Consider the following 25,428-nt stretch of genomic DNA (forward strand, 5'->3'; position numbering starts at 1 on the left):
GATCAAGCCCCGGGCCGGTCTTCGCAGTAGAAGATGTCGCGTCCGACATCGACACAGACATGGCTGGTCGGCACCGGATGCATCGCACGCAGGAACGAGTGCGTGTAGGGGAAGAAGTTGAAATGCGGATTGAAGGAATAGCGGTATTCCCGCTCGCGCGGGACGACGATGATCAGGCGTTTGCGGGCAATCCGCCGCAACTCGGCAATCGCCTGCCGATATTCGAGGACGTGCTCGATGACATGGGTGCAGACCACGGTGTCGAAGGCGCCATCCTCGAAAGGCAGATCCTCGATGCGCGCGGCGACATAGTCGATGCCGTCGATGGCGGCCGCATCCTCGACAACGAAGTCGACACCGACATAGCGGCCGCCTTCGCGCGCCGCGCGAATACGTTTCAGCAGAATGCCGGTGCCGCAGCCAACGTCGCAGACCGACTGACCGACCGTCGAGGCGATGATCTTCTCTATGCAGGCCTGCGAGTTGTCCGTGCCCTCATGAACCCGTGGATGGTCGCGATAGAGCGTCTCGTACTCCTCCGCGGTCAGGAAGGGAGCACGTTCGCGAAAGGAAGCCAGCCGCGCGATATGGTCGCCCCAGGCCAGGCTGGCGACAGAGCGGAACAGCCGCGAGTCGCGGATGACCGGCGGCAGGACATCTTCGAGAACAAAGCGGATGCGATTGGTGGTTTCGCGGTTCAAGGAGATTTCTCCAAAACGATTGCTGTCAAGCCGCCCTGTTCGACGCATCTGGCGTGGAGGCGGTACTGTTCTGGCGACCCGGCATGCTGAGATAAAAAATCCGCTTCTGCTCTGCCCGGCCCCGCGAGACGGAATCGAGGACCAGTCCGGTTGCCAGCATCAGCATCGACAGAAGCAGCAGTCCGACCGAAAGCACCCAGGTGGGAATGCGCGGCACGAGACCCGTTTCGGCGAACTCGACAAACACCGGCACGCCCAGGACCGCGCTGGCAGTCAGCAGCAAAATGGAAATCGCCCCAAAGAAGCGCAGCGGCTGCGTCTCCTTCATCAGCATGGTGAACATCCAGAGAATCCTGGCGCCATCCTGGAACGTTGACAGTTTTGAAGACGAGCCCTCGACGCGACGGCCATAGTCGAGTGCGATCTCGCTGACCGGCAGCTTGAGCTGCGAAGCGTGTACCGACATCTCCGTCTCGATTTCGAAGCCGCCCGACACCGCCGGAAAACTCTTGACGAAACGCCGGCTGAAGACGCGGTAGCCGGAGAAGATATCCGTGAAATCGCGTCCGAACAGGCGCTTGTACAGGCTGTTGAACAGGCGATTGCCGAAAGCGTGGCCTTGCCGCCCGGCATCGTTCGTGACGCCGCGCCTTGTGCCGACAACCATGTCGCAGCGCTCGGTAAGCAGCGTATTGATGAGCAGAGGTGCGTCCTCTGGCGCGTAGGTGCCGTCACCATCGGCCATCAGGTAGATATCGGCATCGATGTCGGCAAACATGCGCCGCACGACATTGCCCTTGCCCTGTCTTGGCTCGCGCACGACGACGGCGCCGGCAGCGCGTGCCTTCAGCGCCGTAAGGTCTTTCGAATTGTTGTCATAGACGTAGATCGTCGCGACGGGCAGCGCCTCGCGAAACCGCCGCACGACATCGGCGATGGTCAGCTCCTCATTGTAGCAGGGCAGCAAGACCGCAATCGTCGGTTCATAGCGGACTTCGTGTACCATCGCTGTTTCTCGCTGGACCCCGGCGACCGAGCGCTGGAGGCTGACTTTACTATTTATTGAAGCCGTTAAGGCTAGGTTTAGACACATCTGGGTTTGGGGGCTTTTCGATGGGCGCGGCCGAAAATAGGGCCTCGAGCTGGCGGCGTGATCTTGCCTGGACGCTTGTCGTCGCGCTGGTGGTGCTGACAATCAGTGCCATCGGCGGCTTCAAGACGATGAGCAACAGCAATGGCGACAATGACAGCCTGCTCAGACTCGTCGAAGTGCGCGATTTCATGGCCGGCCAGGGCTGGTTCGACCTGCATCAGTACAGGATGGGTCCGGAAGGTGGATTCGTCATGCACTGGTCACGGCTGGTCGACGTATTGCTCAGTGCTTTGATCCTGGTTGCAAAGGCTTTCGGCGCGCCCACATGGCTTGCCGAAAGCTTCGCCAAGGTGGCTTGGCCGACGCTGATGTACTGGCTGACCGCTTTCTTTGTCGTTCGGGCCGCGCGACGCCTTGGCGGTGATGCGGTGGGCCTCCCGGCGATGATCATCACCGGTGCCGCGCTGTACTTCATGGGTATTTTCGCACCCGGCGACATCGACCATCACAATATCCAGCTCCTGCTCGTCATGGCTGCCGTCAATTTCCTGCTCGCCGCGCCCGACTGGCGCCCAGCGGCCATGCTGTCGGGAACCTGCGCTGCCCTGAGCCTGGCAATCGGTATGGAAACCGCGCCGTTGGTTGCGGCAATCGGTTCGTGTGTGGCGGGTTTGTTTCTCTTCTCCGGAAGGCAGGAAGCGCCCACTGCGGCCGGTTTCGGGCTTGGTTTCGCCGGCGTTTCGGTATTGGTCCTTGTGTTGACGGTTGCCCCTTCAAACTGGGGAACGGCGACTTGCGATGCTTTCTCAGCGGTCCAATTTGCCGTTGCCTTCATTTGCGGAATCGGGCTCGCCGCCGCCGCTTCAGTCGACCGGTTCAATGCCAGCGTTTCGCGTAGGCTACTGGCCCTCGTTCTGTTGGCAGGCATCGTCGCCGTCGTCGTAATCCTGCTGTTTCCACAGTGCCTGCAGGCGCCGTTCGCCAATCTCGACCCCCGCCTGCACACACTCTGGCTGAACAACGTCGAGGAAGCACAGTCGCTGTTCCAGCTGATGAAACACGATCGCGCGTCGGTCGTCGGCTGCTACGTCACGCCGCTGATTGCACTGGTCCTTCTCGCCTTCCGCCTGATTCGTGGGGACCGTCGCCGCGTGGTCTACGTCATGACCGCGCTGCTGCTCATGGCCTTTGCCGTCAGCATCTGGCAGGTCCGGGGCATGGTATTTTCAGTCACCCTGGCGGTCATTCCACTCGCTGCCTGGGTGGCGATGTGGCGCGAACGCGCAGCAAGATCGCCGTCGTTGCGTACGTCTGTGGCAATGGTGCTGGCCTGGCTGATCTCGCTCAACGTGACATGGAGCACGGCGGCCCGGTCGACGACGATGTTGACCAACACCGCGCGAGAGAGCGCCGCTGAAAGCAGCGCGAGCGGATGCAAGGGCTCACTCGACTACGCCGTGCTGGCCGGCATGCCCGCAACCACGGTGCTGGCAGTCTCCAATCTCGGCTCACCGATCCTTGCCTATACCGACCATCGCGTGTTGGCCGGCCCTTATCACCGCAATGTCGAAGGCAACCTTCTCGTTCTGGACGCCTTCACCGGTCAGGCTGCAATGGCTCAGACAGTCGTTCGAAACCAGCATATCGGACTGGTCGCGCTCTGCCGCTCCGATCCCGAAGCCGGCAATCTCGTCGACGCGGCGCCGAACGGTTTCCTGGCCGAACTCCTCGAAGGCCAACTGCCAACCTGGCTGGAACCCGTGCCCGGCACGGCAGGCCAGCCGCTCGAGCTTTATCGTGTCAAACCCGACTAAGCTTCAGCCTGCCGGCGTCGTTCGCTGAGAAAGCGCCGGCTTATATTCGAGATACCTTTCTTAAACGGTTTGCTGTCACTCTGATAAGAAATTCCAGAATAAGAACAGGGACGCCGATGCAAACCTCGTTTGGCACCGGGCAGACGAACAGGGAGAATACGGATCTGGCCTTCACCGATCCGTTGACCGGCCTCGGAAACCACCGTCGTTTCTTCGACAAGGTGGAACGCTTGATTGCGGACCGTTCGGACGATCCGGCCCCTTTTGCCGTCGGCATTCTCGACCTCGACGGTTTCAAGCCGATCAACGATCTGTTCGGCCACAAGGCCGGGGACGACATCCTGATCCAGGTGGCGATGCGCCTGCGCGCTTCCATGGACAGCCATTCCACGGTCTGTCGTATCGGCGCGGATGAGTTCGCCTTTCTCTACCCGATGGTCTTCAGCGAAGAAGCCGCCACCGAGCGGGCGCGCATGCTGATCGAGATCCTGTCGGCGCCCTATGATGTCGGCGAGCGCACCGCCAGGCTTTCGGCCTCCACCGGCTGCTCGCTGTTCTATTCCGGCGAGGAGACGACCGAGATCCTCATCAACAAGGCGGAGACGGCGCTTTACCACGCCAAGCGCTCCGGCCGCGGCAAGGTCGTCGTCTATACTCGCGAGATGGAAGAGGCGGCCAAGCGCGTCACCCGCATCGAACAAGCCCTGCGACGCGCGGTTTCAGCCGGCGAGGTCGAGCCGCATTTCCAGCCGATCGTCGATCTCGGCACCCGCCGCACCATCGGCTTCGAGGCTCTGGCGCGCTGGTCGGATCCAGACCTCGGCCCGGTCTCTCCCGCCGTCTTTATTCCGATCGCCGAAGAGCGAGGCATCATCGGCCCGCTGTCGCAGCTGGTGCTGCGCAAGGCAACGGAGGCAGCACGCGGCTGGCCCGGCGATCTGTTCCTGTCCTTCAACCTGTCACCGTCGCAACTCGTCGACCAGAACACCGGGCTGCACATCCTGTCGATCCTTGACCGTACCGGTTTCGATCCGCGCCGGCTGGAGATCGAGATCACCGAGACCGGCCTGATGAACGATCCGATTTCGGCCGAGAAGATCGTCGAAGATCTGCGCCGCGTCGGTATCCGTGTCTCGCTCGACGATTTCGGCACCGGCCAATCGTCGCTCGGCCGCCTGCGCGAATTCAACTTCGACAAGCTCAAGATCGACCGCGCCTTCGTATCGTCCATCCTGGAGGATCGTCCGTCCGAACACATCATCCGGGCCATTCTGGCCATGTGCGAAGGGCTCGGCATGGATGTCGTGGCCGAAGGCATCGAGCAGGAGGCGCAGGCCGACCGGCTCGTGCAGTTCGGCTGCGCCGGCGGTCAGGGCTATCTGTTCGGCAAGCCGGCCAATGCCGATGCGACGCTCGGTTATCTGCGGGATTCCTTTCGCGGCGCCTTGCGCGCCAAGGCGATCTGAAATCTGAAACGTTGCCAGACCGCCGGTCCTCACGGATTGGCGGTTTTTCTTCCCGTTTCCCATTTGTCCGACAAAATGATGCTGTAGGCACTTTCGCGCTTGCTCCGTCCAAGCCGCTGGCTAGGATGCGGCGCCGTCAGACCAGAGCGCCGCACGTCCTCTCGGACGCGCAAAGGACGCTCTAGCATTTTTGAAGGGCGCATCGTGCTTTCCGAAAATCGGTTCCGATTTTCGGGCCGATGCGCGAGTGGAGGAACGCATAATGATGCCATCGGCGCGGTTTGCCGATCTGGAAGGCGCGTCGGTGCTGATCACCGGCGGAGGTACCGGCATCGGCGCCAGGCTGACGGAAGGCTTCGCCCGGCAGGGAGCCAAAGTCGCTTTTGTCGATATCGCCGAAACACCGAGCCAGGCACTTTGCGATGAAGTCGCGGGCCTGACCGGCAACAAACCGCTGTTCCTCAATGCCGACCTACGCGACATCGAGGCGTTGCGGCAGGCGGTGCAGACAGCCGACCAGGCACATGGACCGATCAGTGTCCTGGTCAACAACGCCGCCAACGACATCCGTCACACCGCCGAGACGGTGACCGTCGACGAATGGGATGACAATCTTTCGATCAACCTCAGGCCGCATTTCTTCACCATTCAGGCCGTCGTGCCCGGAATGAAGAAGCTGGGCCGCGGCGCCATCGTCAATTTCACCTCGACATCCTTCATGCTGAACATCGGTGACATGCCGGCCTATACGGCCGCCAAGGCGGGCATCATCGGCCTGACCAAGGGCCTGGCCGGCCGCTATGGCAAGGACGGCATTCGCGTGAATGCAATTGCGCCCGGCTGGGTCATCACCGAACGCCAGCGCCAGCTCTGGGCTGCCCCTGGCAAGGTCGAGGCCCATATCGCACGACAGGCCATCCCGCGTGAGATGCATCCCGATGACATGGTCGGGCCATGCCTGTTTCTGGCATCGGATGCCTCAGCCATGCTGACGGCACAGACGCTGATCGTCGACGGAGGACTGCTGTGAACGCCACACCTGCGATCGCCGCTATCGACTGGGGCACGACCCGGCTGCGCGCCTGGCTGCTTGCCGGCGACGGCAAGGTGCTGGCCGAGCGGCGAGGCGACGACGGCCTGATCACGGCGCGCGAAGCCGGCTTTTCAAACGTGCTCGAGCGGCACCTCGCGGCAATGGACGCACCGGCAACCTTGCCCGTGGTCATCTGCGGCATGGCCGGCTCGCGCCAGGGCTGGATCGAGGCGTCGTATGTCGATGTGCCGGCACCGATCAATGCCATCCTGCAAGGCGCTATCCGCGTGCCCGATACGGCGCGCGACGTGCGCATCGTCCCCGGCCTGGCCCAGCGGCTGGCGGATACGCCGGATGTGATGCGCGGCGAGGAAACGCAACTGGCCGGCGCGGATCTCCCGGCCAGGGGACAGCATCTTGTCTGCATGCCCGGAACCCATTCGAAATGGGTGGTGGTGGAAGATGGCGCGGTGACCAGTTTCGGCACCTGGCCGACGGGCGAATTGTTTTCCGTGCTGGCGACCCATTCGATCCTGCGCCATTCGCTTGGTGAACAGCCGGCAGCGGTCATCGCAGGCAATGAAGGTTTTCGATACTGGTGCCGGGAAGCCCTCGAAGACGGCGGCGATATCTCGTCGCGCCTGTTCGCCATTCGCGCTGCCGGACTGCTGCAGGATCTGAAACCCGCCGAGGCCGCCGCCCGTCTCTCCGGCCTGCTCATCGGCGGCGAAATCGCTTCGGCCAGACGGCGCTACGGAAGCGCCGGCGGGCCGGTGGTGCTGGTAGGCTCGGGCGCGCTCGCTGCACTCTACGCCGAGGCGCTGGTTTTATCCGGACTTCAGGTTCGATCCGTCGACGCCGATGCCGCCGTGCGCGCCGGGCTGTTTGCAGCCGCACGAGAAAACGGCATGATTGCCCGCAAGGAAGACACAGCATGAACCCAACCGCGTCGTTCCCGAAACTGAAGCGTGGTCTCGTTGCCATCCTGCGCGGCCTGCATCCGAATGAAGCGGTGGCTGTAACCGAAGCGATTTACCGCGCCGGCATAGAAGCCATCGAAGTGCCGCTGAACTCACCTGATCCATTCACGTCCATTGCGGCGATCGTGAAGGCGCTGCCGGAAAAGGCGCTGATCGGTGCCGGCACCGTGCTGACCGCCGAGGATGTCGACGCCTTGAAGCTTGCCGGGGGGCGGCTTCTGGTCAGCCCGAATATCGACGCGGATGTCATGCGCCGTGCCGCGCACCACGGCCTGGTCACCATGCCCGGCGTCCTCACCCCTACCGAAGCCTTCCAGGCAATTCGCCTTGGCGCCTCGGCGCTGAAGTTCTTTCCGGCAAGCGTGCTCGGTGCGGGAGGCATCGCCGCCATGCGCGCAGTCCTGCCGGCAGCCACTCTGGTGGGGGCTGTGGGCGGCGTTTCGGAAAAGGACTTCGCCGGCTACAGGACGGCCGGCGTCAGCGTCTTCGGGCTGGGCTCCAGCCTGTTCAAGCCGGGCATGACGGTAGCCGATGTAACCGCGCGCGCCGAAGCTGCCGTTACCGTCTGGGATCAGGTTTTTGGAGAACAAGCATGACCGGCATCGTTTCGATCCTGTCCGACTATGTCTGCGAACTCGGCGAAGGCCCGAGCTATGATCCGACAACGGGCAAGCTCTTCTGGTTCAACATCGTCCATGGCCAGTTGCTGGAGCGCGGCCGCAGCGGCGCCACCAAAGCGCACGACCTCGGCCAGATGGCGAGCGCGATCGCCATCGTCGATGACAAGCGGCAGCTGGTTTTCACCGAGACCGGCCTGCATCTGCGCGACGCCGCGACCGGCAAACTCACGCTTCACACCTCGATCGAAGCTGAAAACAAGAGCACCCGCTCCAATGATGCGCGCGTACACCCATGCGGCGCCTTCTGGCTCGGCACCATGAGCAAGACCCATGAAAAGAAGGCAGGCGCCATCTACTGGTTCTTCAAGGGCGAGCTGCGCAAGCTCTACGACGGCATCACCATCCCCAATTCCATCGCCTTCAGCGAAGATGGTACCGTCGCCTACTATGTCGACAGCAATGAAAAACTACTGATGCGGGTCGACTGCGATCCGAAGACCGGACTGCCGGTGGGCGAACCCAGGCTGTTCGGCGACCATCGGCAGAGTGTCGGCGATGTCGACGGCTCGGTCGTCGATCGCGACGGCATCCTGTGGAATGCGTGCTGGGGTGCTGCTGCCGTCAATGCCTATGCGCCGGACGGCAAGCTGGTGCGTTCCATCCGCATGCCCGTCACCCAGCCGTCCTGTCCGGCTTTCGTCGGCGCAAGCGCGGATCGGCTGGCCGTGACGTCGGCATGGGCCGACCAGGACGAAGCGCAGCGGGCCGCCGATCCCGATGCCGGCAAGACGTTCGTGATCGATTTTCCGGTCCGGGGCCGGTTCGAGCCACGCGTGCTGATCTGAACGGCCAGCATTGTTCTGGTCGCTGGCGTTGCCGCGCAGGTCGGTTTCGTCGGAACCGAGAGACCGACCAATAGCGAGACTGGTTCCAATTCCATGGGTCCAGCCGTTATGCCGCAGCCACGCCTTTTCCTTGTCTATGAACCGGAGAAAGCCTGTCTCGACCGGCTTGTGAACCAGGGCCATCCTCGAGAGCGTGCGGCCGAAATTTCGTCCTACCTCGCCCAGTCGACCGATCTCGCGCCCGAATTTGCCGAGATCTGGCGCGAAGCGAGCAAGCGGGGCATAACCTTCACGCCGCTGGAGCTGGATGAAGCAACCGCTGCGATCGCCGGTGCAGACCCTGCCAACTCACTCGTTTGGACGCTGACGGACGGCATCGCCTATTTCCGCGGCGGCACAGCCCCTGCCTTGGCTAGGCTGGCAGGGCTGAAGGCGGTCGGCGCGGACGATTCCCTCTTTGCGCTCTGCCAGGACAAGTTCCGCTCGGGTGCCGTGCTTTCCGCTCTCGGACTGCCGGTGCCACAGGCTGGCCTTGCCCGTGACGGCCACTGGCTGGCCGAACCACCTGCCAGCCAAAACGGCTGGTTCGTGAAACCGAACCGGCTCGGCGCCAAGATAGGCATCTGGCCGGATTCGCATTGTCGCGACTTAAGCCAGGCATTGGAGCTCAGCCGCCGCGTCTTCTCGCATTACCGCGACGATGTGGTGGTGCAGCCCTATGTCGCCGGCCGCAATGTGCGCGCGAGCTTCCTCGACGTGACAGGACATGCCGACATCTCGTCGCTGGGAGTTTTCCTGGTCGATTCCGGAGGCGATTTCCAGACCATGGCCGACAGCCTGGCGCTTTACGGCGACACCGGCGCCGCGGCCAGGGCAACCGGTGTCTATGCCGAGCCTGAACTTGTCGCGCTCGCCGCCTCGCAGCCCGCGGCGGATGCCGAGATCCGCCGCATCGCCTCCAGGCTGATGGCCGGTCTTGGTCTGCGCGATGTCTTTTCCATCGATCTGCGCGTCGATGCGGACGGTACGGTTCATCTGATCGAATTCGAGGTCTGCCCCGGCTTGCCCTGTTTCGATTTCCGCGCCTATTGTCGCGCGCAGTGGTCGATGAGCCTTGCCGAGGCCATGGCCGAAACCGCTGCCCGCCGCCTGGCGAGCTGAAATCAAGAAATCCGACGCTAGAGCGTTTCCGTTTTTCACGGAAACGCTCTAGGTTTTTGTTTTCGCCGCATTTTTGTAACGCCAAGTGATTCCACTTGGCTACAAAATGCTCTATCGGATGGTCCGCGCCGACCGCGCGGGCGAGGGAAGGAATCACGACATGAGCGAAGCGTATATCTGCGATTATGTTCGCACGCCGATCGGCCGGTTCGGCGGGGTTCTTGCCTCGGTTCGTGCGGATGATCTCGGTGCCGAGCCGATCAGGGCACTGGTGGCGCGCAATGCCGGTATCGACTGGGAAGCGGTCGACGACGTCTATTATGGCTGCGCCAACCAGGCCGGCGAGGACAACCGCAACGTCGCCCGCATGGCAGCGCTCCTGGCCGGCCTGCCGGTCTCGGTGCCGGGTTCGACCGTCAACAGGCTGTGCGGCTCTGGCATGGATGCGGTGGCCATCGCCGCCCGCGCCATCAAGGCCGGCGAGGCCGAACTGATGATCGCCGGCGGCGTGGAATCGATGAGCCGTGCCCCCTTCGTCATGCCCAAGGCCGAGACCGCCTTCTCACGCCATGCCGAAATCCACGACACCACCATCGGCTGGCGCTTCGTCAATCCGCTGATGAAGAAGCAGTACGGCATCGATTCCATGCCGGAGACGGCTGAGAACGTCGCCGAGCAGTTTTCTGTCAGCCGGGCCGACCAGGATGCCTTTGCGGTGCGCAGCCAGGACAAGGCGGTGGCGGCACAGGCCAATGGCCGGCTGGCCAGGGAAATCGTTCCCGTCACCATCCCGCAGCGAAAGGGTGATGCGATCGTGGTGGCACAGGACGAGCATCCGCGTGCCGGCACCACCGTCGACACGCTGGCCAGGCTTGGAACCCCATTCCGCAAGGAAGGCGGCACGGTGACGGCGGGCAATGCATCTGGCGTCAATGATGGCGCGGCGGCGCTGATTGTGGCTTCGGAAGCAGCCATCGCCAAATATGGCCTCACTCCGATCGCCCGCGTGCTGGGCGCGGCCACGGCCGGTGTCGAACCGCGCATCATGGGCATCGGACCGGTGCCGGCAACCCGCAAGCTCTGCGCCCGGCTCAACCTGACACCACGGGACTTCGACGTGGTCGAGCTCAACGAGGCGTTCGCGGCGCAGGGTCTCGCGGTGCTGCGCGAACTCGGCCTCCCGGAAGACGCTGCCCACATCAACCCGAATGGCGGTGCCATCGCGCTCGGCCATCCGCTCGGCATGAGCGGAGCCCGCATCACCGGCACGGCGGCGCTGGAACTGAAGGAACGCAACGCCCGCCTCGCGCTCGCCACCATGTGCATCGGTGTCGGACAGGGCATCGCCATCGCACTCGAAAGGGTCTGAGCGGAAAGACGTTTTGGGGCGTGTTGAGGTTCATGCCCAACACGGAGTATCCAGCCATCATGGACAGGCCTGCATCGCTCGAAACTCAACACGCCCTGCTCGATCGGCTTTTGTCACACAAATGCTCGTTGCCGGGCCGAAAGGCGCCGGATATGGTTGTTCGAGGCTTCAACAAATAAGGCCTGTCGGCGCAACGACGTCGCGTCCCACACGGGGAACAGGGGCGACGAAACAAGGAAATTCGAAGATGATGATGCACAAGATCACTCTCCGCTCGCGCACCTTCCTGACCGGTGCCGCGCTTGCCGCCCTGGTTTATGCCGGCGCCCCGGCGCTGGCCGACACCCCGCCCGACACGCTGGTCCAGGCCTGGGCGATCGACGATATCATCTCGCTCGATCCCGCAGAGGCGTTCGAGCTGTCGACCGGTGAGATCACCGGCAACACCTATGACATGCTGGTCCGCCTCGATGCCAACGACACCACCAAGGTGGTCGGCGGCATTGCCGAAAGCTGGACCGTCTCCGACGATGCACTGACCTACACCTTCAAGCTGAAGCCGGGCCTGAAGTTCGCTTCCGGCAATGAGATCACCGCCGCCGATGTGGCCTGGTCGTTCGAGCGCGCCGTCAAGCTCAACAAGAGCCCCGCCTTCATCATCCAGCAGTTCGGGCTCACCGCCGACAATGTCGCCGAAAAGGCGAAGGCAGCGGATGCCTCCACCTTCGTCTTCACGGTCGACAAGGCCTATGCGCCGAGCTTCGTGCTGAACTGCCTGACCGCCACCGTCGGCGCCATCGTCGACAGCAAGTTGGTCAAGGAACATGTCGCCGCCGCCACGCCAAGCGCCGACTACAAGTTCGACAATGATTTCGGCAACGCCTGGTTGAAGACCAACTATGCCGGTTCCGGTCCGTACAAGACCCGCGAATGGCGCGCCAACGAAGTCGTCGTGCTGGAGCGCAACGACAACTACTACGGCACCAAGGGCAACATGACGCGCGTGATCTATCGCCACGTCAAGGAAAGTGCCGCGCAGCGCCTGCTGCTGGAGAAGGGCGACATCGACATCGCCCGCAACCTGCAGCCGGGCGACTATGAGGCCGTCGGCAAGAATGCCGACCTCGCCACCGCTTCGGTGCCGAAGAGCACGGTCTACTACATCAGCCTCAACCAGAAGAACCCGAACCTCGCCAAGCCGGAAGTGCGGGAAGCGTTCAAGTACCTCATCGACTACGACGCGCTTGGCGACACGCTGCTCAAGGGCATCGGCGTGGTGCACCAGAACTTCCTTCCCAAGGGCATCCTCGGCTCGGTGGACGGCAAGCCCTACAAGCTCGACATCGCCAAGGCCAAGGAACTGCTGGAAAAGGCCGGCCTGAAGGACGGGTTCACCATCACGCTCGACACCCGCAGCGGCCAGCCGGAATCCGGCGTTGCCGAATCCATCCAGCAGACCGCGGCGCAGGCCGGCATCAAGATCGAACTGGTGCCGGAGGACTTCAAGCAGCTGCTGACCCGCTACCGCGCCCGTCAGCATGATGCCGCCATCCTGATGTGGGGCGTCGACTACTGGGATCCGAACTCCAATTCGGAGACCTTCGCCACCAACCCGAACAATGCCGACGATTCCATGAACAAGACGCTGGCCTGGCGCAACGCCTGGGACGTGCCGGCGGACATCCAGAAAGAATCGGCGGCGGCCTTGCTCGAGCGTGATCCCGCCAAGCGTACCCAGATGTATCAGGACGTTCAGACCAAGATCCGCGAACAGGGTCCGTTCAACTTCATCTGGCAGCAGACCGAGGTTGCCGGCCTGCGCAAGAACGTGCAGGGCTTCAAGCTCGGGCCGACTTTCGACACCAATTTCGTGGCGCCGGTAACCAAGTAACCGACCTTGTCGCTCGCCCACACGACCAATCAGCCGGGGCGGAGGCGCAAAAAAGCCTCCGCCCTCGGGCTCGCGCTGCTGCGCTTCATCTTCATCGCCGCGGTCACCTTCCTGGGGCTGATCGCGGTCACCTTCTTCATCGGCCGCGTCATGCCGATCGACCCGGTGCTGGCGATCGTCGGCGACCGCGCTCCAGCCAGCGTGGTTGCGGCCGCGCGCCAGCAATACGGCTTCGACCTGCCGGTCTGGCAACAGTTCCTGCTCTACGTCCAGAAGGCGCTGCAGGGCGACTTCGGCACCTCCGTTTTGTCGACCTATCCGGTCATGCAGGACATCCGCCGCGTTTTCCCGGCAACGCTGGAACTGGCGACGGTCGGCACGCTGATCGGCCTGCTGTTCGGCATCCCGCTCGGCGTGCTGGCGGCGGTAAAACGTGGTTCGTTCATCGACCAGGCAGTGCGCGTCATTGGCCTCATCGGCTATTCGATGCCGATCTTCTGGCTAGGCCTGCTCGGCCTGCTGGTCTTCTACGCAAGACTCGGCTGGGTCGAGGGACCAGGTCGCATCGGCATCGCCTATGAATACACCTTCACGCCGATCACCGGGCTCTATCTGGTCGATGCCGTCATCCAGCGCGACTGGGGCGCGTTCCGCGACGTGTTCTCGCACATCATCCTGCCGGCCTCGCTGCTGGGCTACATCTCGATGGCCTATATCAGCCGCATGACGCGCTCCTTCATGCTGAACGAGCTTGCTCAGGAATACGTGGTGGCTGCCCGTGCGAAAGGCCTGTCGGAGACACGCATCATCTGGGGGCATGCGCTGCGCAATGCCGCTGTTCCGCTGGTGACGGTGATTGCGCTGTCCTACGCCACCTTGCTCGAAGGCTCGGTGCTGACGGAGACGGTGTTCTCGCGGCCTGGCATCGGGCTTTATCTCACCAACTCGCTGCAGAACGCCGACATGAACGCCGTGCTCGGAGCTACCGTCATGATCGGCGCGGTGTTCATCGCGCTCAACCTGTTGTCGGACCTGCTCTACCAGCTTCTCGATCCGAGGACACGGTCATGAGCATCGCCGAGACCTCAAAGACAGGCTGGCGCGAGTGGCTGCTGTCGGAGCGGCCGCATTCGCGCACGCAGGCGCGGCTTGGCCGCTCCTACATGACCTGGCGCCGCTTCACCGCCAACAAGCTGGCGGTGATCGGGCTCTTCATCATCCTGGCACTGGTCTTCGTCGCCATCTTTGCCGGTCTGCTGGCCCCCTACTCGCCGGTGGTGGGCGACCTGCGTGGCTCACGCTTGCTGGCGCCCGACTGGACGCACTGGATGGGAACCGACGACCAGGGGCGCGATATTCTCTCGCGCGTCATCTACGGCTCGCGGCTGACGCTTTATGTCATCGTGCTGGTTGCGCTGATCGCCGCGCCCATCGGCCTCATCGTCGGGACCGTCGCCGGCTATGCCGGCGGCTGGACCGATGCGATCCTGATGCGCATCACCGACATCTTCCTCGCTTTTCCGAAGCTGATCCTGGCGCTGGCCTTCGTGGCCGCCCTCGGGCCCGGCATCGAGAACGCCATCATCGCCATCGCCATCACTTCATGGCCGCCTTACGCCCGCATCGCCCGCGCCGAAACGCTGATGGTGCGCAATTCCGATTACATCAAGGCCATCGAGATCATGGGCGCCTCGCCGGCGCGGATCGTGCTGCGCCACATCATGCCGATGTGCATCTCCTCGCTGATCGTGCGTGTCACCCTCGACATGGCCGGCATCATCATCATTGCCGCCGGCCTCGGCTTCCTAGGTCTGGGCGCGCAGCCGCCGTTGCCGGAATGGGGAGCGATGATTGCGTCGGGCCGTCGTTTCATCCTCGACCAGTGGTGGGTGGCTGCCATGCCCGGCATGGCCATCCTCATCGTCAGCCTCGGCTTCAATCTGCTCGGTGACGGCCTGCGCGATGCGCTCGATCCAAGGAGCTCCGGCCAATGAGTGCTGAGAAGAGCCTGCTCGAAGTCGACAATCTCAGGGTCCGCTTCCCCACCCGCACCGGGGTCATCGAAGCGGTGCGCGGCGTCTCCTTCTCGTTGGGACGCGAACGCCTCGGCATCGTCGGTGAATCCGGCTCCGGCAAATCCCAGACCGGCCGCGCCATCATGGGCCTGACAGATCCGAGGGCAGAGGTGAGCGCAGCCCGGCTGCAGTTCGACGGCATCGACCTTCTGTCGCTGCCGGCGCGCGAACGCCGGGCGCTGCGCGGCAAGCGTGTCGCCATGATCCTGCAGGATCCGAAGTACTCGCTCGATCCCGTCATCAGCATCGGCCGCCAGATCGTCGAGACCCTGCGCACCCATGAGAAGGTCTCAAAAGCCGAGGCAAGGGAACGTGCCCTCGACATGCTGGCGGCGGTGCAGATCCGCGATCCGAAGCGTGTCTTCGATCTCTATCCGCATGAAGTCTCGGGTGGCATGGGCCAGCGCGCCATGATCGCCATGATGCTGATTGCCGATCCGGAATTGCTGATCGCCGACGAGCCGACCTCGGCGCTCGACGTGACGGTGCAGCTCGACGTGCTGGCCATCCTCGACCGGCTTGTGGCGGAGCGCGGCATGGGCCTGGTCTTCATCTCGCATGATCTCAGGCTCGTCTCCTCCTTCTGCGACCGTGTCGTGGTCATGTATGCCGGCAAGGTGGTGGAACAGCTGCCGGCTTCCGAGCTTTCCAACGCCCGGCATCCCTACACACAAGGCCTGCTCGACTGCATGCCCAAGATCGGCAACGACCGGCATCCCTTGCCGGTGCTGGCACGCAAGGCGGAGTGGGCGGCATGACGGCTGCACTTCTGGCAGACAGGGTCGAGGTCATCTTCGACCAGTTCCGGGCACTCAAGGGTGTCAGCGTCGCGGTGCAGCCGGGTGAATCCTTCGGACTGGTCGGGGAATCGGGCTCCGGCAAGTCGACGCTGCTGCGCGCCATTGCCGGTCTTGCCCCGATCGCCTCGGGCAGCATCAGCGTCAACGGAAAGCCGCTTGGCCGCAGGCGTGACAAGGCCTTCTACCGTCAGGTGCAGATGGTGTTCCAGGACCCTTATGGGTCCCTGCATCCGCGCCAGACGGTGGACCGGCTGCTGCAGGAGCCGCTGGCCATCCATGGCGTCGGTGACAGCGAGGCCCGCATCCGGCGTGCTCTGGAAGAAGTGGGGCTCAGCTCCGGCTTCCGCTTCCGCTATTCGCACCAGCTGTCGGGCGGCCAGCGCCAGCGTGTGGCGATCGCGCGTGCGCTGATCCTGGAGCCATCGATCCTTCTGCTCGACGAGCCGACCTCGGCGCTCGATGCCTCGGTGCAGGCGGAGGTGCTGAACCTGCTCGAACAGGTGCGGCGCGATCGCGGCCTCACCTATCTGATGGTCAGCCACGACCTCGCCGTCATCAACCACATGTGCGAGCGGCTGATGGTCATGCAGAACGGCGAGGCTGTCGAACAGCTCGCCGCCGCCGACCTCGTCTCCCACAATGTCGCTCAGGACTACACCAGACGCCTGCTCAAGGCATCCGAAGGCTTCGTCAGGGCAGGGTGACCAATCGCCGGCTTCGAGCAGCTTCAGGAAAAGTGTGTAGCGGTTTTCCGTCCGGAATTGCGTGAAAGCAAAAGTTAGAGCGTTTCCGTGAAAAACGGAAACGCTCTAAGATTCACCCGAACAGCCGGTTCGCTTCCTCGGCCGTGTAATATCCCATCGCGACGTCGTGCCGGACGGCCTCGCTCGATCGTTCGAGCGGGTTGCCATAGCCACCGCCGCCCGGCGTGCCGACACGCACCCGGTCGCCGGCTTTCAGCGGGATGTCCTGTTCCTTGGAAAGGTGCGGCGGCACGTGTTCCTTGCCGTCGCGGATGACGGTCACGGTGTTGACGGCGCCGTCCTTGCCGCCGAGCACACCCTGCGGGCCGAAACGGCCGTGGTCCATGACGAAGGAAGCACGCGCCTCGCCACGCAGCAGTTCGACCTCATAGGCAAGGCCCATGCCACCGCGATGGCGGCCGGCGCCGCCGGATCCCTCGCGCAGCGCATAGTGCCGGTAGAGCACCGGAAAAGCCTGCTCCATGATCTCGACCGGCGGCGACTTCGAGATGCCTATGGTCGAGCAGCCGTTGGACAGGCCGTCATGCCAGGCATTGCCGCCGTAACCGCCTCCGGAGATCTGGTACATGACGAAGTCGCGGCCACGGGCCGGGTCATGGCCGCCAAGCGCAAAATTGCCGCTGGAGCCGGCAGGCGCAGCCGTCACCTTGCCCGGCAGCGCCAACACCATGGCCGCGAAAACGGCTTCGGCGATGCGCTGCGACACTTCCGCGGCACATCCGGACACCGGCCGCGGATATCGGGCATCGAGGAACGTGCCTTCCGGGCTTTTGACGATGAGCGGCTCGAAGGCACCGGCGCTGATCGGCACATCCGGGAAGATGTGACGCATGGCGAGATAGACGGAAGACAGCGTCGTCGCCAGCACGCTGTTCATCGGCCCCGCGCAGGGCTTGGAGGAGCCCGTGAAGTCGAAGGTCAGCGTGTCGCCCTCCTTCTCCACCGCGAGCGCGATGGTCAGCGGTTCGTCGACGACGCCATCGGAATCGACAAAAGCCTTCGAGCGATAGACCCCGTCCGGGATCGCCATGATGTTGGCGCGCATCTGTTCGGCGGCGCGCTGGCGCAGTTCCCGGATCGCCGCGGAGACGGTCTGGTCGCCATAACGATCGAGGATTTCGCCGAGCCTGTCCTGGCCGACCAGCAAAGCGGCCGCCTGCGCCTTGATGTCGCCGATACGCTGGTCGGCGACACGGATGTTGGAGCAGATGATGGCGTAGATCTCGGGATCGAGCACGCCCTGCTTGAACAGCTTCACCGGCGGCAGGCGCAGCCCTTCCTGCTCGACGGCGGTGGCTGAAGCGGAAAAGCCGCCTGGCACGGCACCGCCGATATCGGGCCAATGGCCGGTGTTGGAGAGCCAGCAGAAGATGTCGCCATCGCGATAGACCGGCATGGCGAAGCGCACATCCATCAGATGCGTGCCACCGAGATAGGGGTCGTTGACGATGTAGATGTCGCCAGGCTGCGGCGGCAGGCAACGGCCAGCCGCGATCATCTCGATCACCGTTTTCGTCGAGTGTTGCATGACGCCGACAAAGACCGGCAGGCCCTGCGAACCTTGGGCAATGAGCGAACCATCGACAGCGGAATAGATGCCGTCGGAACGGTCATTGGCCTCGGCGATGACCGGGGAAAAGGCGGCGCGCGAAAAGGTCAGGTCCATCTCGTCGCAGACCTGCTGCAGAGCAGCCTGGATGACGGACAGGGTGATGGCGTCCAGCATGACGTGCGTCATCGACTTCCAACCTCCACGATCAGGTTGCCGTCCGAATCGCTTGTGGCCCTGTCGCCTGGCTCCAGTACCGTGGTGGCGTCCATCTGCTCGATGATCGCCGGGCCCTTGATGACGGCTTCGAGCGGCAGTCTGTCGCGCGCATAGACCGGGGTGTCGTGCCAGGTGCCGTCATACCAGACCGGGCGGATTTCCAACCGCGCCTTCCGCAGCGTGGGAGCCCGGCCGGCCGGATCGATCAGCGCCGAAAGATCGATCTGCGGACGCACACCGATGACGGACGTATTCAGATTGACGAGATTGGCGCGGATTTCCGGCAGCTCGACCTTGAAGCGGGTAAAATAGGCCTTCTCGAACAGATCCTGCAGCGTGGCCCGATCAACATTGGACGACGGCAGCGGCACATTGATCAGATGGGTCTGGCCGACGAACTGCATGTCCGCGGAATGGCTGATGCGGACCGTCTGCGGTTTCACCGCCTCCTTGGCGATCAGCGCCTCGCCTTCGGCGCGATGACCGTCGAGGACGCGATGGACCTGTTCTTCATCCAGGGTCGCGACCGGACGATTCAGCGTGTTGACGAAATCGTGCCGCAAGTCGGCGACCACGCAGCCGAGCGCATTGGTGATCCCGGGCCGCGCCGGCACCAGGACACGCGGCAGGCCCAGTTCGCGCGCCAGAGCACTGGCGTGCAGCGGACCGGCGCCGCCAAAGGCAAACAGGGTGAAGTCGCGCGGATCATGACCACGGCCGACCGAGACCATGCGGATCGCGCCGGCCATCTTCATGTTGGCAAGCCTCAGCACTGCGCCTGCCGCCTCGACGCCGGAGAGGTTGGTGAACAGGCCGATCCTGTCTTCGAACACGCGGGTGACGCTTTCAACGGTAACAGGATTGGCGACGGCCAGCAGCTTGTTCGGGGAAAGCCGACCGAGCACCAGATTGGCATCGGTGATCGTCGGCTCAGTGCCGCCCCGGCCGTAACAGATCGGGCCCGGGCTGGCCCCGGCACTTTCCGGTCCGACGCGGACAAGGCCCGCGGCATCGACGCGGGCGATCGAGCCTCCGCCGGCGCCGACGGTATGCACAGCCACCATCGGCACATGGATCGGCATGGCATATTCGAGTTCGATTTCGTTGGAGACCGCAGGCTCGGCATCACGGATCAGCGCCACGTCAGTGGATGTGCCGCCCATGTCGTAGGTGACGAGATTGCGATGGCCGGAGCGTCGGCCGGTGTAGGCCGCGGCTATGACGCCCGAGGCCGGACCGGACATGACCGTCTTGGCGGCCTCTCGCGCCACGAACCGGGCCGAGATCATGCCGCCATTGCCATTCATGATCAGGAAATCGCGTTCATAGCCCTGAGCGGCGAGTTCACTGCGCAGGCGGGCGACATAACGCTCCAGGATCGGCTGAACGGCAGCGTTGACGGAGGCCGTCACGCCCCGCTCGAATTCACGCGCTTCCGACAGCAGCGTGTGGCCGGTGGTGATATGGTCGTTCGGCCACAGCTCTTTCGCGATCGCGGCGGCGCGGCGCTCATGCGCGGGATTGGCGTAGGCGTGCAAGAAATGGATGACCGGGGATTCGCAGCCCGCTGCCAGCAGGTTCTGCACCGCGTGCCGTACAGCCGCCTCATCCAAAGGCACGCGCACCGAGCCGGATGCTTCCATGCGTTCGGCAACCTCCAGTCGCAGGTTGCGAGGTATGACCGGCACGAAGGTCCCGGTCATGCCATAGGCCTGCGGGCGGGTGCGGCGACCGAGTTCGATCACATCGCGAAAACCCGCCGTGGTGATCATGCCGGTCCTGGCCAGCCGGCGCTCCAGCACCGCATTGGTGGTGGTGGTGGTACCGTGCACGATGAGGTCGATGGCGGAAGCGGAGAAACCGGTCGCTCCGAGGGCAGAAACGACGCCGAAGGCCTGGTTGTCGAGCGTCGTCGGTGTCTTGGCGATGCGCACCTTGCCGCCATCGCGGCCGTCGATGAGGATCAGGTCGGTGAAGGTGCCGCCGACATCGATGCCAGCCACGACATTATCCGATTGCGCCGGAACTTTCTCATCCATTGCCAAAATCCGAAATGTCCCACCTGCCAACAAGGGCCAGTTTGGAAAGGCGTTCCGCGGCTCGATCTTGACGCTAAGTTCATTTGTATACTAATAGATTTCCGACACAAGAGCCTGCCTCCTGAACAATGCCGTGGCATATCGGGGCCCGCCGAGCGGGCACGCAGGACGGCCAAAGCATCAGGAAAAGGTTGGTTCGATGAGCACCGCTTCCGCCCCCAGCACGGACGCCGCCAAGCCGCTGGAATTTCCGATTCCGGCGAATGTCTATGCCGAGAAGGTCGTTTCGGTGAAACATTACACCGACCGCCTTTTCGCCTTTCGCATCACCCGGCCGCAGTCGCTGCGGTTCCGTTCCGGCGAATTCGTGATGATCGGCCTGCCCAATGCCGAGAAGCCGGTGTTCCGGGCCTATTCCGTGGCGAGCCCGGCCTGGGACGAGGAACTCGAGTTCTTCTCGATCAAGGTGCCGGATGGCCCACTGACCCAGCACCTGCAGAAGATCCAGCCAGGTGACACCGTCCTGATGCGCCAGAAGGCGACCGGCACGCTGGTGCTGGACGCTTTGACGCCGGGCAAGCGCCTGTTCATGATCTCGACCGGCACCGGCATCGCGCCGTTCGCCAGCCTGCTGCGTGATCCCGACACCTATGAGAAGTTCGAGCACGTCTATCTCACCCACACCTGCCGCGACGTCGCCGAACTGGCCTACGGGCAGGAGCTGGTGGCATCGCTGGCCGAGGATCCGCTGATCGGTGAGTTCACCAGTGGCCGCGTGACGCTGTACAATTCGACGACACGCGAAACCTCCGATCGCATGGGCCGCATCACTGCGCTGGTCGGGTCCGGCAAGTTCTACACCGATCTCGGTATCAAGGCGCTGAACCCGGAAACCGACCGCATCATGATCTGCGGTTCGATGCACATGCTGAAGGACGTCAAGGAAATGGCGGAGAACCTCGGCTTCGTCGAGGGTTCGCTGAGCGCCCCGGCAAGCTTTGTGGTCGAGCGCGCCTTCGTCGGCTGATTTCCGGAGTTAACCGCATAAAAAATGGCGCCTGATGGCGCCATTTTCGATTTGGCCGTCTGTTCCTATTTCACCGTCTTGCCGTCGGCATCGAAGCGGTACGTCTTGCCCGCTTCGGGGGTTGCATAAAGTGTCGACCCCGGCTCGGCGTCATAGACGCCGAAGATGCGCGCGGTGATCAGGCCGGCCTTCTCGCAATCGAGATAGACATTGGTGTCGGCGCCGAGATGTTCGGTGTGCACCACCGTGCCTTTCCAGGTGCCCGCAGTCTTGTCGACCGTCAGATGCTCGGGACGCACGCCGACCGTCTTGACGCTCTCGCCCAGTCTGGCGCCCTCGATGAAGTTCATCTTCGGCGAGCCGATGAAGCCGGCAACGAATTCATTGGCCGGCGCATGATAGAGCTCCATCGGCGCACCGATCTGTTCGATGCGGCCGGCGTTCAGCACCACGATCTTGTCGGCCAGCGTCATCGCCTCGACCTGGTCGTGGGTGACGTAGATCATCGTCGCCTTGAGACGGCGATGCAGCTGCGCGATCTCCAGGCGTGTGTTGACGCGCAGAGCAGCGTCGAGGTTCGACAGCGGCTCGTCGAACAGGAACAGCTTCGGCTCGCGCACCACGGCACGGCCGATGGCGACGCGCTGGCGCTGGCCGCCAGACAGTTCCGCCGGGCGGCGCTTCAGATACGGCTCCAGCGACAGCATGGTGGACGCTGCGGTGATGCGCTTGTCGATCTCTGCCGCCGGCTCACCAGCCTGCTTCAGGCCGAGCGCCATGTTGTCGCGCACGGTGAGATGCGGATAAAGCGCATAGGTCTGGAACACCATGGCGATGCCGCGCTTGGCCGGCGGCGTCGAGGTGACTTCCTGGCTGTCGATCAGCACGCGGCCGGAGGTCGCGTCCTCCAGGCCGGCGATGACGCGCAGCAGGGTCGACTTGCCGCAACCCGACGGGCCGACGAAAACGACGAATTCGCCATCCTTGACGTCAAGGTCGATGCCCTTCAGCACATCCACCGGACCGAAGGATTTCTTGACATTCTCGATCTTCAGAGAGCCCACGGCTGTTCCTCGCTCGATTGTTAGAGTTTTACGGGCTTGCCGGTGCGCACGCTTTCGTCGGCCGCAAGGCAGACTGCAAGCGAACGCACGGCATCGTCCATATGGCGGGTGAGGTCGATATCCTCGCGAATGGCCTTCAGCACGAAGGCCTGCTCGAGGTCGCAGAGTTCCTGGTGGCCCGGCTCGCCTTCCATGGAAAGCAGCTCGTCCGGCTTCAGAAACTTGCCGTCCGGCCCGGTCGCGGCCTGGTGCAGGCGGATGGTCGAGGTCTTGGTGTGGGTATCGATGTCATCGGACTTCACGCCTTCGGCCATGACGATCGAGACGCAGCCGTTCGGCGACATCACGTCCTTCACGAAGAAGGCGGTCTCGGAAATCATCGGACCCCAGCCGGCTTCATACCAGCCGACAGAACCATCCTCGAACAGCACTTGCAGGTGGCCGTAATTGTACATGGTCGGCGCGACCTCGTCGGACAGGCGCACGCCCATGCCGCGAACCTCAACAGGCTTGGAATCGGTGATCTGCAGCATGACGTCGAGATAGTGCACGCCGCAGTCGACGATCGGCGACGTCGTCTGCATGAGCTGCTTGTGCGTCTGCCAGGTATGGCCCGACGACTGCTGGTTGAGGTTCATGCGGAAGACGTAGGGACCGCCAAGCTTGCGACCTTCGGCGATCAGCCGCATCCATGACGGGTGGTGGCGCAGAATGTAGCCGATCACCACCTTCTTGCCGTTGGCCCTGGCGGCATCGACGACACGCTGTGCGTCGGCAACCGTCGTCGCCAGCGGCTTTTCGACAAAGACGTGGCAGCCGGCTTCGAAGGCCTTGACCGCATAGTCGGCATGGCTGTCCGAATAGGTAGCAATGCAGGCCAGTTCCGGCTTCTCGTCGCGCAGCGCGTCCTCGAAGGAGCGGCGGATCTCATGACCGGCGAGTCCACCCGGCAGCGGCACGTCGGAACGGTTGACGAGCGCCGCGATCTCGAAGCCCGGGTTGTTGTGATAGGCCAGAGCGTGGCTGCGGCCCATATTGCCCAGACCGGCAACGACCACGCGTATGGGTTTCGTCGAAGTCACTGAGTTGTCCCTGTCTGTTTTTCTTGGTTCTTGGTTTGAAAACGGCGTCTTACTTCACGGCACCCGAAGTGATGCCGCGGATCAGCTGACGCGAGAAGATCAGGTAGAGGACAAGCACCGGCAGGATCGCCAGCGACAGTGCCGCCAGGATGGCGTTCCAGTTGGTGACGAACTGGCCGAGGAATATCTGCGCGCCGAGCGTGACGGTCTTGGTCGCTTCCGAAGGCGCCAGGATCAGCGGGAACCACAGGTCGTTCCAGATCGGGATCATGGTGAAAACGGCGACGGTGGCCATTGCCGGACGCACCAGCGGCAACACCAGCCGGAAGAAGATCGTGTATTCGGACAGCCCGTCGATGCGGCCGGCGTTCTTGAGGTCGTCTGATACGCCCTTCATGAATTCCGACAGGATGAAGATGGCGAGCGGCAGGCCCTGCGCGGTGTAGACCAGGATGAGCGCCGTCAGCGTGTTGACCAGCCCCGAGGCCACCATCAACTGCAGGATGGCGACCGTGCCGAGGCGGATCGGAATCATGATGCCGAGCGCCAGATAGAGGCCCATCAGCGTGTTGCCGCGGAAGCGGTACTCCGACAGCGCGAACGCTGCCATGGCGCCGAACAGCAGCACGAAGAACAGCGACACGACGGTGACGATCATGCTGTTCTGGAAATAGAGGAAGAAGTCGCCCTGGCCGAACACGGTGGTGTAGCCGATCAAGTCGAAGGTCTTGGGCGTCGGCGGCGTCAGCGGCTGCTGGAAGATCGCCTGGCGCGACTTGAACGAGTTGATGACGACGACGAAGACCGGGAACAGCGCGATGATGGTGTAGGCCAAAAGGATCGCGTGTGCGCCGATGGTCCGCGGCAGGGAGGAGGTGGCCTTGCTCATCGTGACACCTCAGAACTGGTAGCGGCGCAGGCGCCGCTGCACGAGGAAAAGATAGAAGCAGACGCCGATCAGGATGATCAGGAACATCATGGTGGCGATGGTTGCACCCATGTGAGGGTCACCCACCTGCAGCTGGAAGCCGAAGAAGGCGCGATAGAGGAACGTGCCGAGGATATCGGTCGAATAGTTCGGTCCGGCCAGAGCGCCCTGCGCCGTGTAGATCAGGTCGAAGGCGTTGAAGTTGCCGACAAAGGTCAGGATCGAGATGATGCCGATGGCGGGCAGGATCAGCGGCAGCTTGATCTTCCAGAACTGTGACCAGCCGGTGATGCCGTCGCATTCGGCGGCCTCGATCACCTCGTCCGGGATGGACAGCAGCGCGGCATAGATCAGCATCATCGGAATGCCGACAAACTGCCACACAGAGATCAGGCTGAGCGCGGTCAGCGCATACTGCTCCTTGCCGAGCCAGGGTGTGAACAGGCTCTTGAGGCCGACCATTCCCATGAGATCGGGGGCCACACCCCAGATCGGCGACAGGATCAGCTTCCAGGCGAAACCGACGATGACGAAAGACAGGATGGTCGGGATGAAGATCGCGGTGCGGTAGAAGGCGGTGAAACGCAGCTTCGGGCTGGACAGGAGTGCCGCCAGCATGACGCCGATCGGGTTCTGCACCACCATGTGGATGATGAAGAACCAGAGATTGTTCTTCAGCGCATTCCAGAAATTGAACGACCAGGAGGGGTCGGTGAACAAGGTGCGGAAATTGTCGAAGCCGACAAAGGTCTGTACCTGCTCGACGGAACGGAACAGCGAGAGCTGCAGTGTACCGAACAACGGCAGGATCATGATCGCCGTATAGACAAGCACCGCCGGCGCCAGGAAGACGCCGATGTGCCAACGGAACGGTTTTTTCGATGCTGCAGCCATGAGTTCGGTCCTTG

At 63.2% G+C, this 25,428-nt stretch carries 22 protein-coding genes; 14 read left to right on the plus strand and 8 right to left on the minus strand.

Features of this window, described 5'->3' with window-relative positions:
* Positions 1 to 2: 2 nt before the first annotated feature.
* The gene (locus ACFJIU_RS25870; protein WP_379064800.1) at positions 3 to 701 is read right to left on the minus strand and encodes a class I SAM-dependent methyltransferase; all 699 of its coding nucleotides are present in this window, start codon (positions 699 to 701) and stop codon (positions 3 to 5) included.
* A 25-nt stretch (positions 702 to 726) separates the two neighbouring features.
* Positions 727 to 1,707, minus strand: coding sequence for a glycosyltransferase (locus ACFJIU_RS25875; protein ID WP_379064802.1), 981 nt, complete (start codon positions 1,705 to 1,707; stop codon positions 727 to 729).
* A 107-nt stretch (positions 1,708 to 1,814) separates the two neighbouring features.
* On the opposite strand from ACFJIU_RS25875, the gene ACFJIU_RS25880 reads away from it, so the two are divergent.
* From ACFJIU_RS25880 to ACFJIU_RS25940, 13 genes are all read left to right on the plus strand, one after another.
* Positions 1,815 to 3,608: a GtrA family protein gene (locus tag ACFJIU_RS25880; protein ID WP_379064804.1), complete on the plus strand. Its 1,794-nt coding sequence runs from the start codon at positions 1,815 to 1,817 to the stop codon at positions 3,606 to 3,608.
* Between the two features lie 116 nt (positions 3,609 to 3,724).
* Positions 3,725 to 5,074 (plus strand): putative bifunctional diguanylate cyclase/phosphodiesterase, encoded by a 1,350-nt coding sequence (locus ACFJIU_RS25885; RefSeq protein ID WP_379064806.1) that lies wholly within the window; start codon positions 3,725 to 3,727, stop codon positions 5,072 to 5,074.
* Positions 5,075 to 5,336: 262 nt separating this feature from the next.
* Positions 5,337 to 6,104, plus strand: a complete 768-nt coding sequence (locus tag ACFJIU_RS25890) for an SDR family NAD(P)-dependent oxidoreductase (RefSeq protein ID WP_379064808.1) — start codon at positions 5,337 to 5,339, stop codon at positions 6,102 to 6,104.
* Positions 6,101 to 7,045, plus strand: coding sequence for a 2-dehydro-3-deoxygalactonokinase (locus ACFJIU_RS25895; RefSeq protein ID WP_379064810.1), 945 nt, complete (start codon positions 6,101 to 6,103; stop codon positions 7,043 to 7,045). The genes ACFJIU_RS25890 and ACFJIU_RS25895 overlap by 4 nt, the downstream gene beginning before the upstream one ends.
* Positions 7,042 to 7,683, plus strand: a complete 642-nt coding sequence (locus ACFJIU_RS25900; protein WP_379064812.1) for a 2-dehydro-3-deoxy-6-phosphogalactonate aldolase — start codon at positions 7,042 to 7,044, stop codon at positions 7,681 to 7,683. The genes ACFJIU_RS25895 and ACFJIU_RS25900 overlap by 4 nt, the downstream gene beginning before the upstream one ends.
* Positions 7,680 to 8,552 carry an SMP-30/gluconolactonase/LRE family protein gene (locus ACFJIU_RS25905; protein ID WP_379064814.1) on the plus strand — a complete coding sequence of 291 codons (873 nt, stop codon included), beginning with the start codon at positions 7,680 to 7,682 and terminating at the stop codon, positions 8,550 to 8,552. The genes ACFJIU_RS25900 and ACFJIU_RS25905 overlap by 4 nt, the downstream gene beginning before the upstream one ends.
* Before the next feature lie 93 nt (positions 8,553 to 8,645).
* Complete coding sequence (locus ACFJIU_RS25910) at positions 8,646 to 9,713, plus strand: D-alanine:D-lactate ligase-like protein (RefSeq protein WP_379064816.1); 1,068 nt, start codon at positions 8,646 to 8,648, stop codon at positions 9,711 to 9,713.
* Between the two features lie 160 nt (positions 9,714 to 9,873).
* Complete coding sequence (gene pcaF / locus ACFJIU_RS25915) at positions 9,874 to 11,082, plus strand: 3-oxoadipyl-CoA thiolase (protein ID WP_379064818.1); 1,209 nt, start codon at positions 9,874 to 9,876, stop codon at positions 11,080 to 11,082.
* A gap of 247 nt (positions 11,083 to 11,329) precedes the next feature.
* Positions 11,330 to 12,973, plus strand: a complete 1,644-nt coding sequence (locus ACFJIU_RS25920) for an ABC transporter substrate-binding protein (RefSeq protein ID WP_379064820.1) — start codon at positions 11,330 to 11,332, stop codon at positions 12,971 to 12,973.
* A 75-nt stretch (positions 12,974 to 13,048) separates the two neighbouring features.
* Complete coding sequence (locus tag ACFJIU_RS25925; RefSeq protein WP_379073222.1) at positions 13,049 to 14,044, plus strand: ABC transporter permease; 996 nt, start codon at positions 13,049 to 13,051, stop codon at positions 14,042 to 14,044.
* Positions 14,041 to 14,967, plus strand: coding sequence for a nickel transporter permease (gene nikC, locus ACFJIU_RS25930; protein WP_379064823.1), 927 nt, complete (start codon positions 14,041 to 14,043; stop codon positions 14,965 to 14,967). The genes ACFJIU_RS25925 and nikC overlap by 4 nt, the downstream gene beginning before the upstream one ends.
* Positions 14,964 to 15,806 carry an ABC transporter ATP-binding protein gene (locus ACFJIU_RS25935; protein ID WP_379064825.1) on the plus strand — a complete coding sequence of 281 codons (843 nt, stop codon included), beginning with the start codon at positions 14,964 to 14,966 and terminating at the stop codon, positions 15,804 to 15,806. Before nikC ends, ACFJIU_RS25935 begins: the two co-directional genes overlap by 4 nt.
* Positions 15,803 to 16,552, plus strand: a complete 750-nt coding sequence (locus ACFJIU_RS25940) for an ABC transporter ATP-binding protein (RefSeq protein ID WP_379064827.1) — start codon at positions 15,803 to 15,805, stop codon at positions 16,550 to 16,552. Before ACFJIU_RS25935 ends, ACFJIU_RS25940 begins: the two co-directional genes overlap by 4 nt.
* 112 nt (positions 16,553 to 16,664) lie before the next feature.
* Here ACFJIU_RS25940 and ACFJIU_RS25945 read toward each other — a convergent pair whose 3' ends face one another.
* The gene (locus ACFJIU_RS25945; RefSeq protein ID WP_379064829.1) at positions 16,665 to 18,350 is read right to left on the minus strand and encodes a hydantoinase B/oxoprolinase family protein; all 1,686 of its coding nucleotides are present in this window, start codon (positions 18,348 to 18,350) and stop codon (positions 16,665 to 16,667) included.
* Entirely contained in the window at positions 18,347 to 20,419 is a 2,073-nt protein-coding gene (locus tag ACFJIU_RS25950) for a hydantoinase/oxoprolinase family protein (RefSeq protein WP_379064831.1), read from the minus strand. The genes ACFJIU_RS25945 and ACFJIU_RS25950 overlap by 4 nt, the downstream gene beginning before the upstream one ends.
* Before the next feature lie 199 nt (positions 20,420 to 20,618).
* On the opposite strand from ACFJIU_RS25950, the gene ACFJIU_RS25955 reads away from it, so the two are divergent.
* A complete protein-coding gene (locus ACFJIU_RS25955; protein WP_379064833.1) occupies positions 20,619 to 21,446 on the plus strand; it encodes a ferredoxin--NADP reductase in 828 nt (275 codons plus the stop codon).
* Positions 21,447 to 21,511: 65 nt separating this feature from the next.
* Here ACFJIU_RS25955 and ACFJIU_RS25960 read toward each other — a convergent pair whose 3' ends face one another.
* From ACFJIU_RS25960 to ACFJIU_RS25975, 4 genes are all read right to left on the minus strand, one after another.
* Complete coding sequence (locus tag ACFJIU_RS25960) at positions 21,512 to 22,510, minus strand: ABC transporter ATP-binding protein (RefSeq protein ID WP_379064835.1); 999 nt, start codon at positions 22,508 to 22,510, stop codon at positions 21,512 to 21,514.
* Between the two features lie 20 nt (positions 22,511 to 22,530).
* On the minus strand, positions 22,531 to 23,544 hold the full coding sequence (locus ACFJIU_RS25965; protein WP_379073223.1) for a Gfo/Idh/MocA family protein: 1,014 nt from the start codon (positions 23,542 to 23,544) through the stop codon (positions 22,531 to 22,533).
* A 97-nt stretch (positions 23,545 to 23,641) separates the two neighbouring features.
* Entirely contained in the window at positions 23,642 to 24,481 is an 840-nt protein-coding gene (locus ACFJIU_RS25970) for a carbohydrate ABC transporter permease (protein ID WP_379064837.1), read from the minus strand.
* 9 nt (positions 24,482 to 24,490) lie between these two features.
* Positions 24,491 to 25,414, minus strand: a complete 924-nt coding sequence (locus tag ACFJIU_RS25975; protein WP_379064839.1) for a carbohydrate ABC transporter permease — start codon at positions 25,412 to 25,414, stop codon at positions 24,491 to 24,493.
* Positions 25,415 to 25,428: the final 14 nt, after the last annotated feature.

The sequence above is a fragment of the Mesorhizobium sp. UC74_2 genome (assembly GCF_042701485.1).
GTDB lineage: Bacteria > Pseudomonadota > Alphaproteobacteria > Rhizobiales > Rhizobiaceae > Mesorhizobium.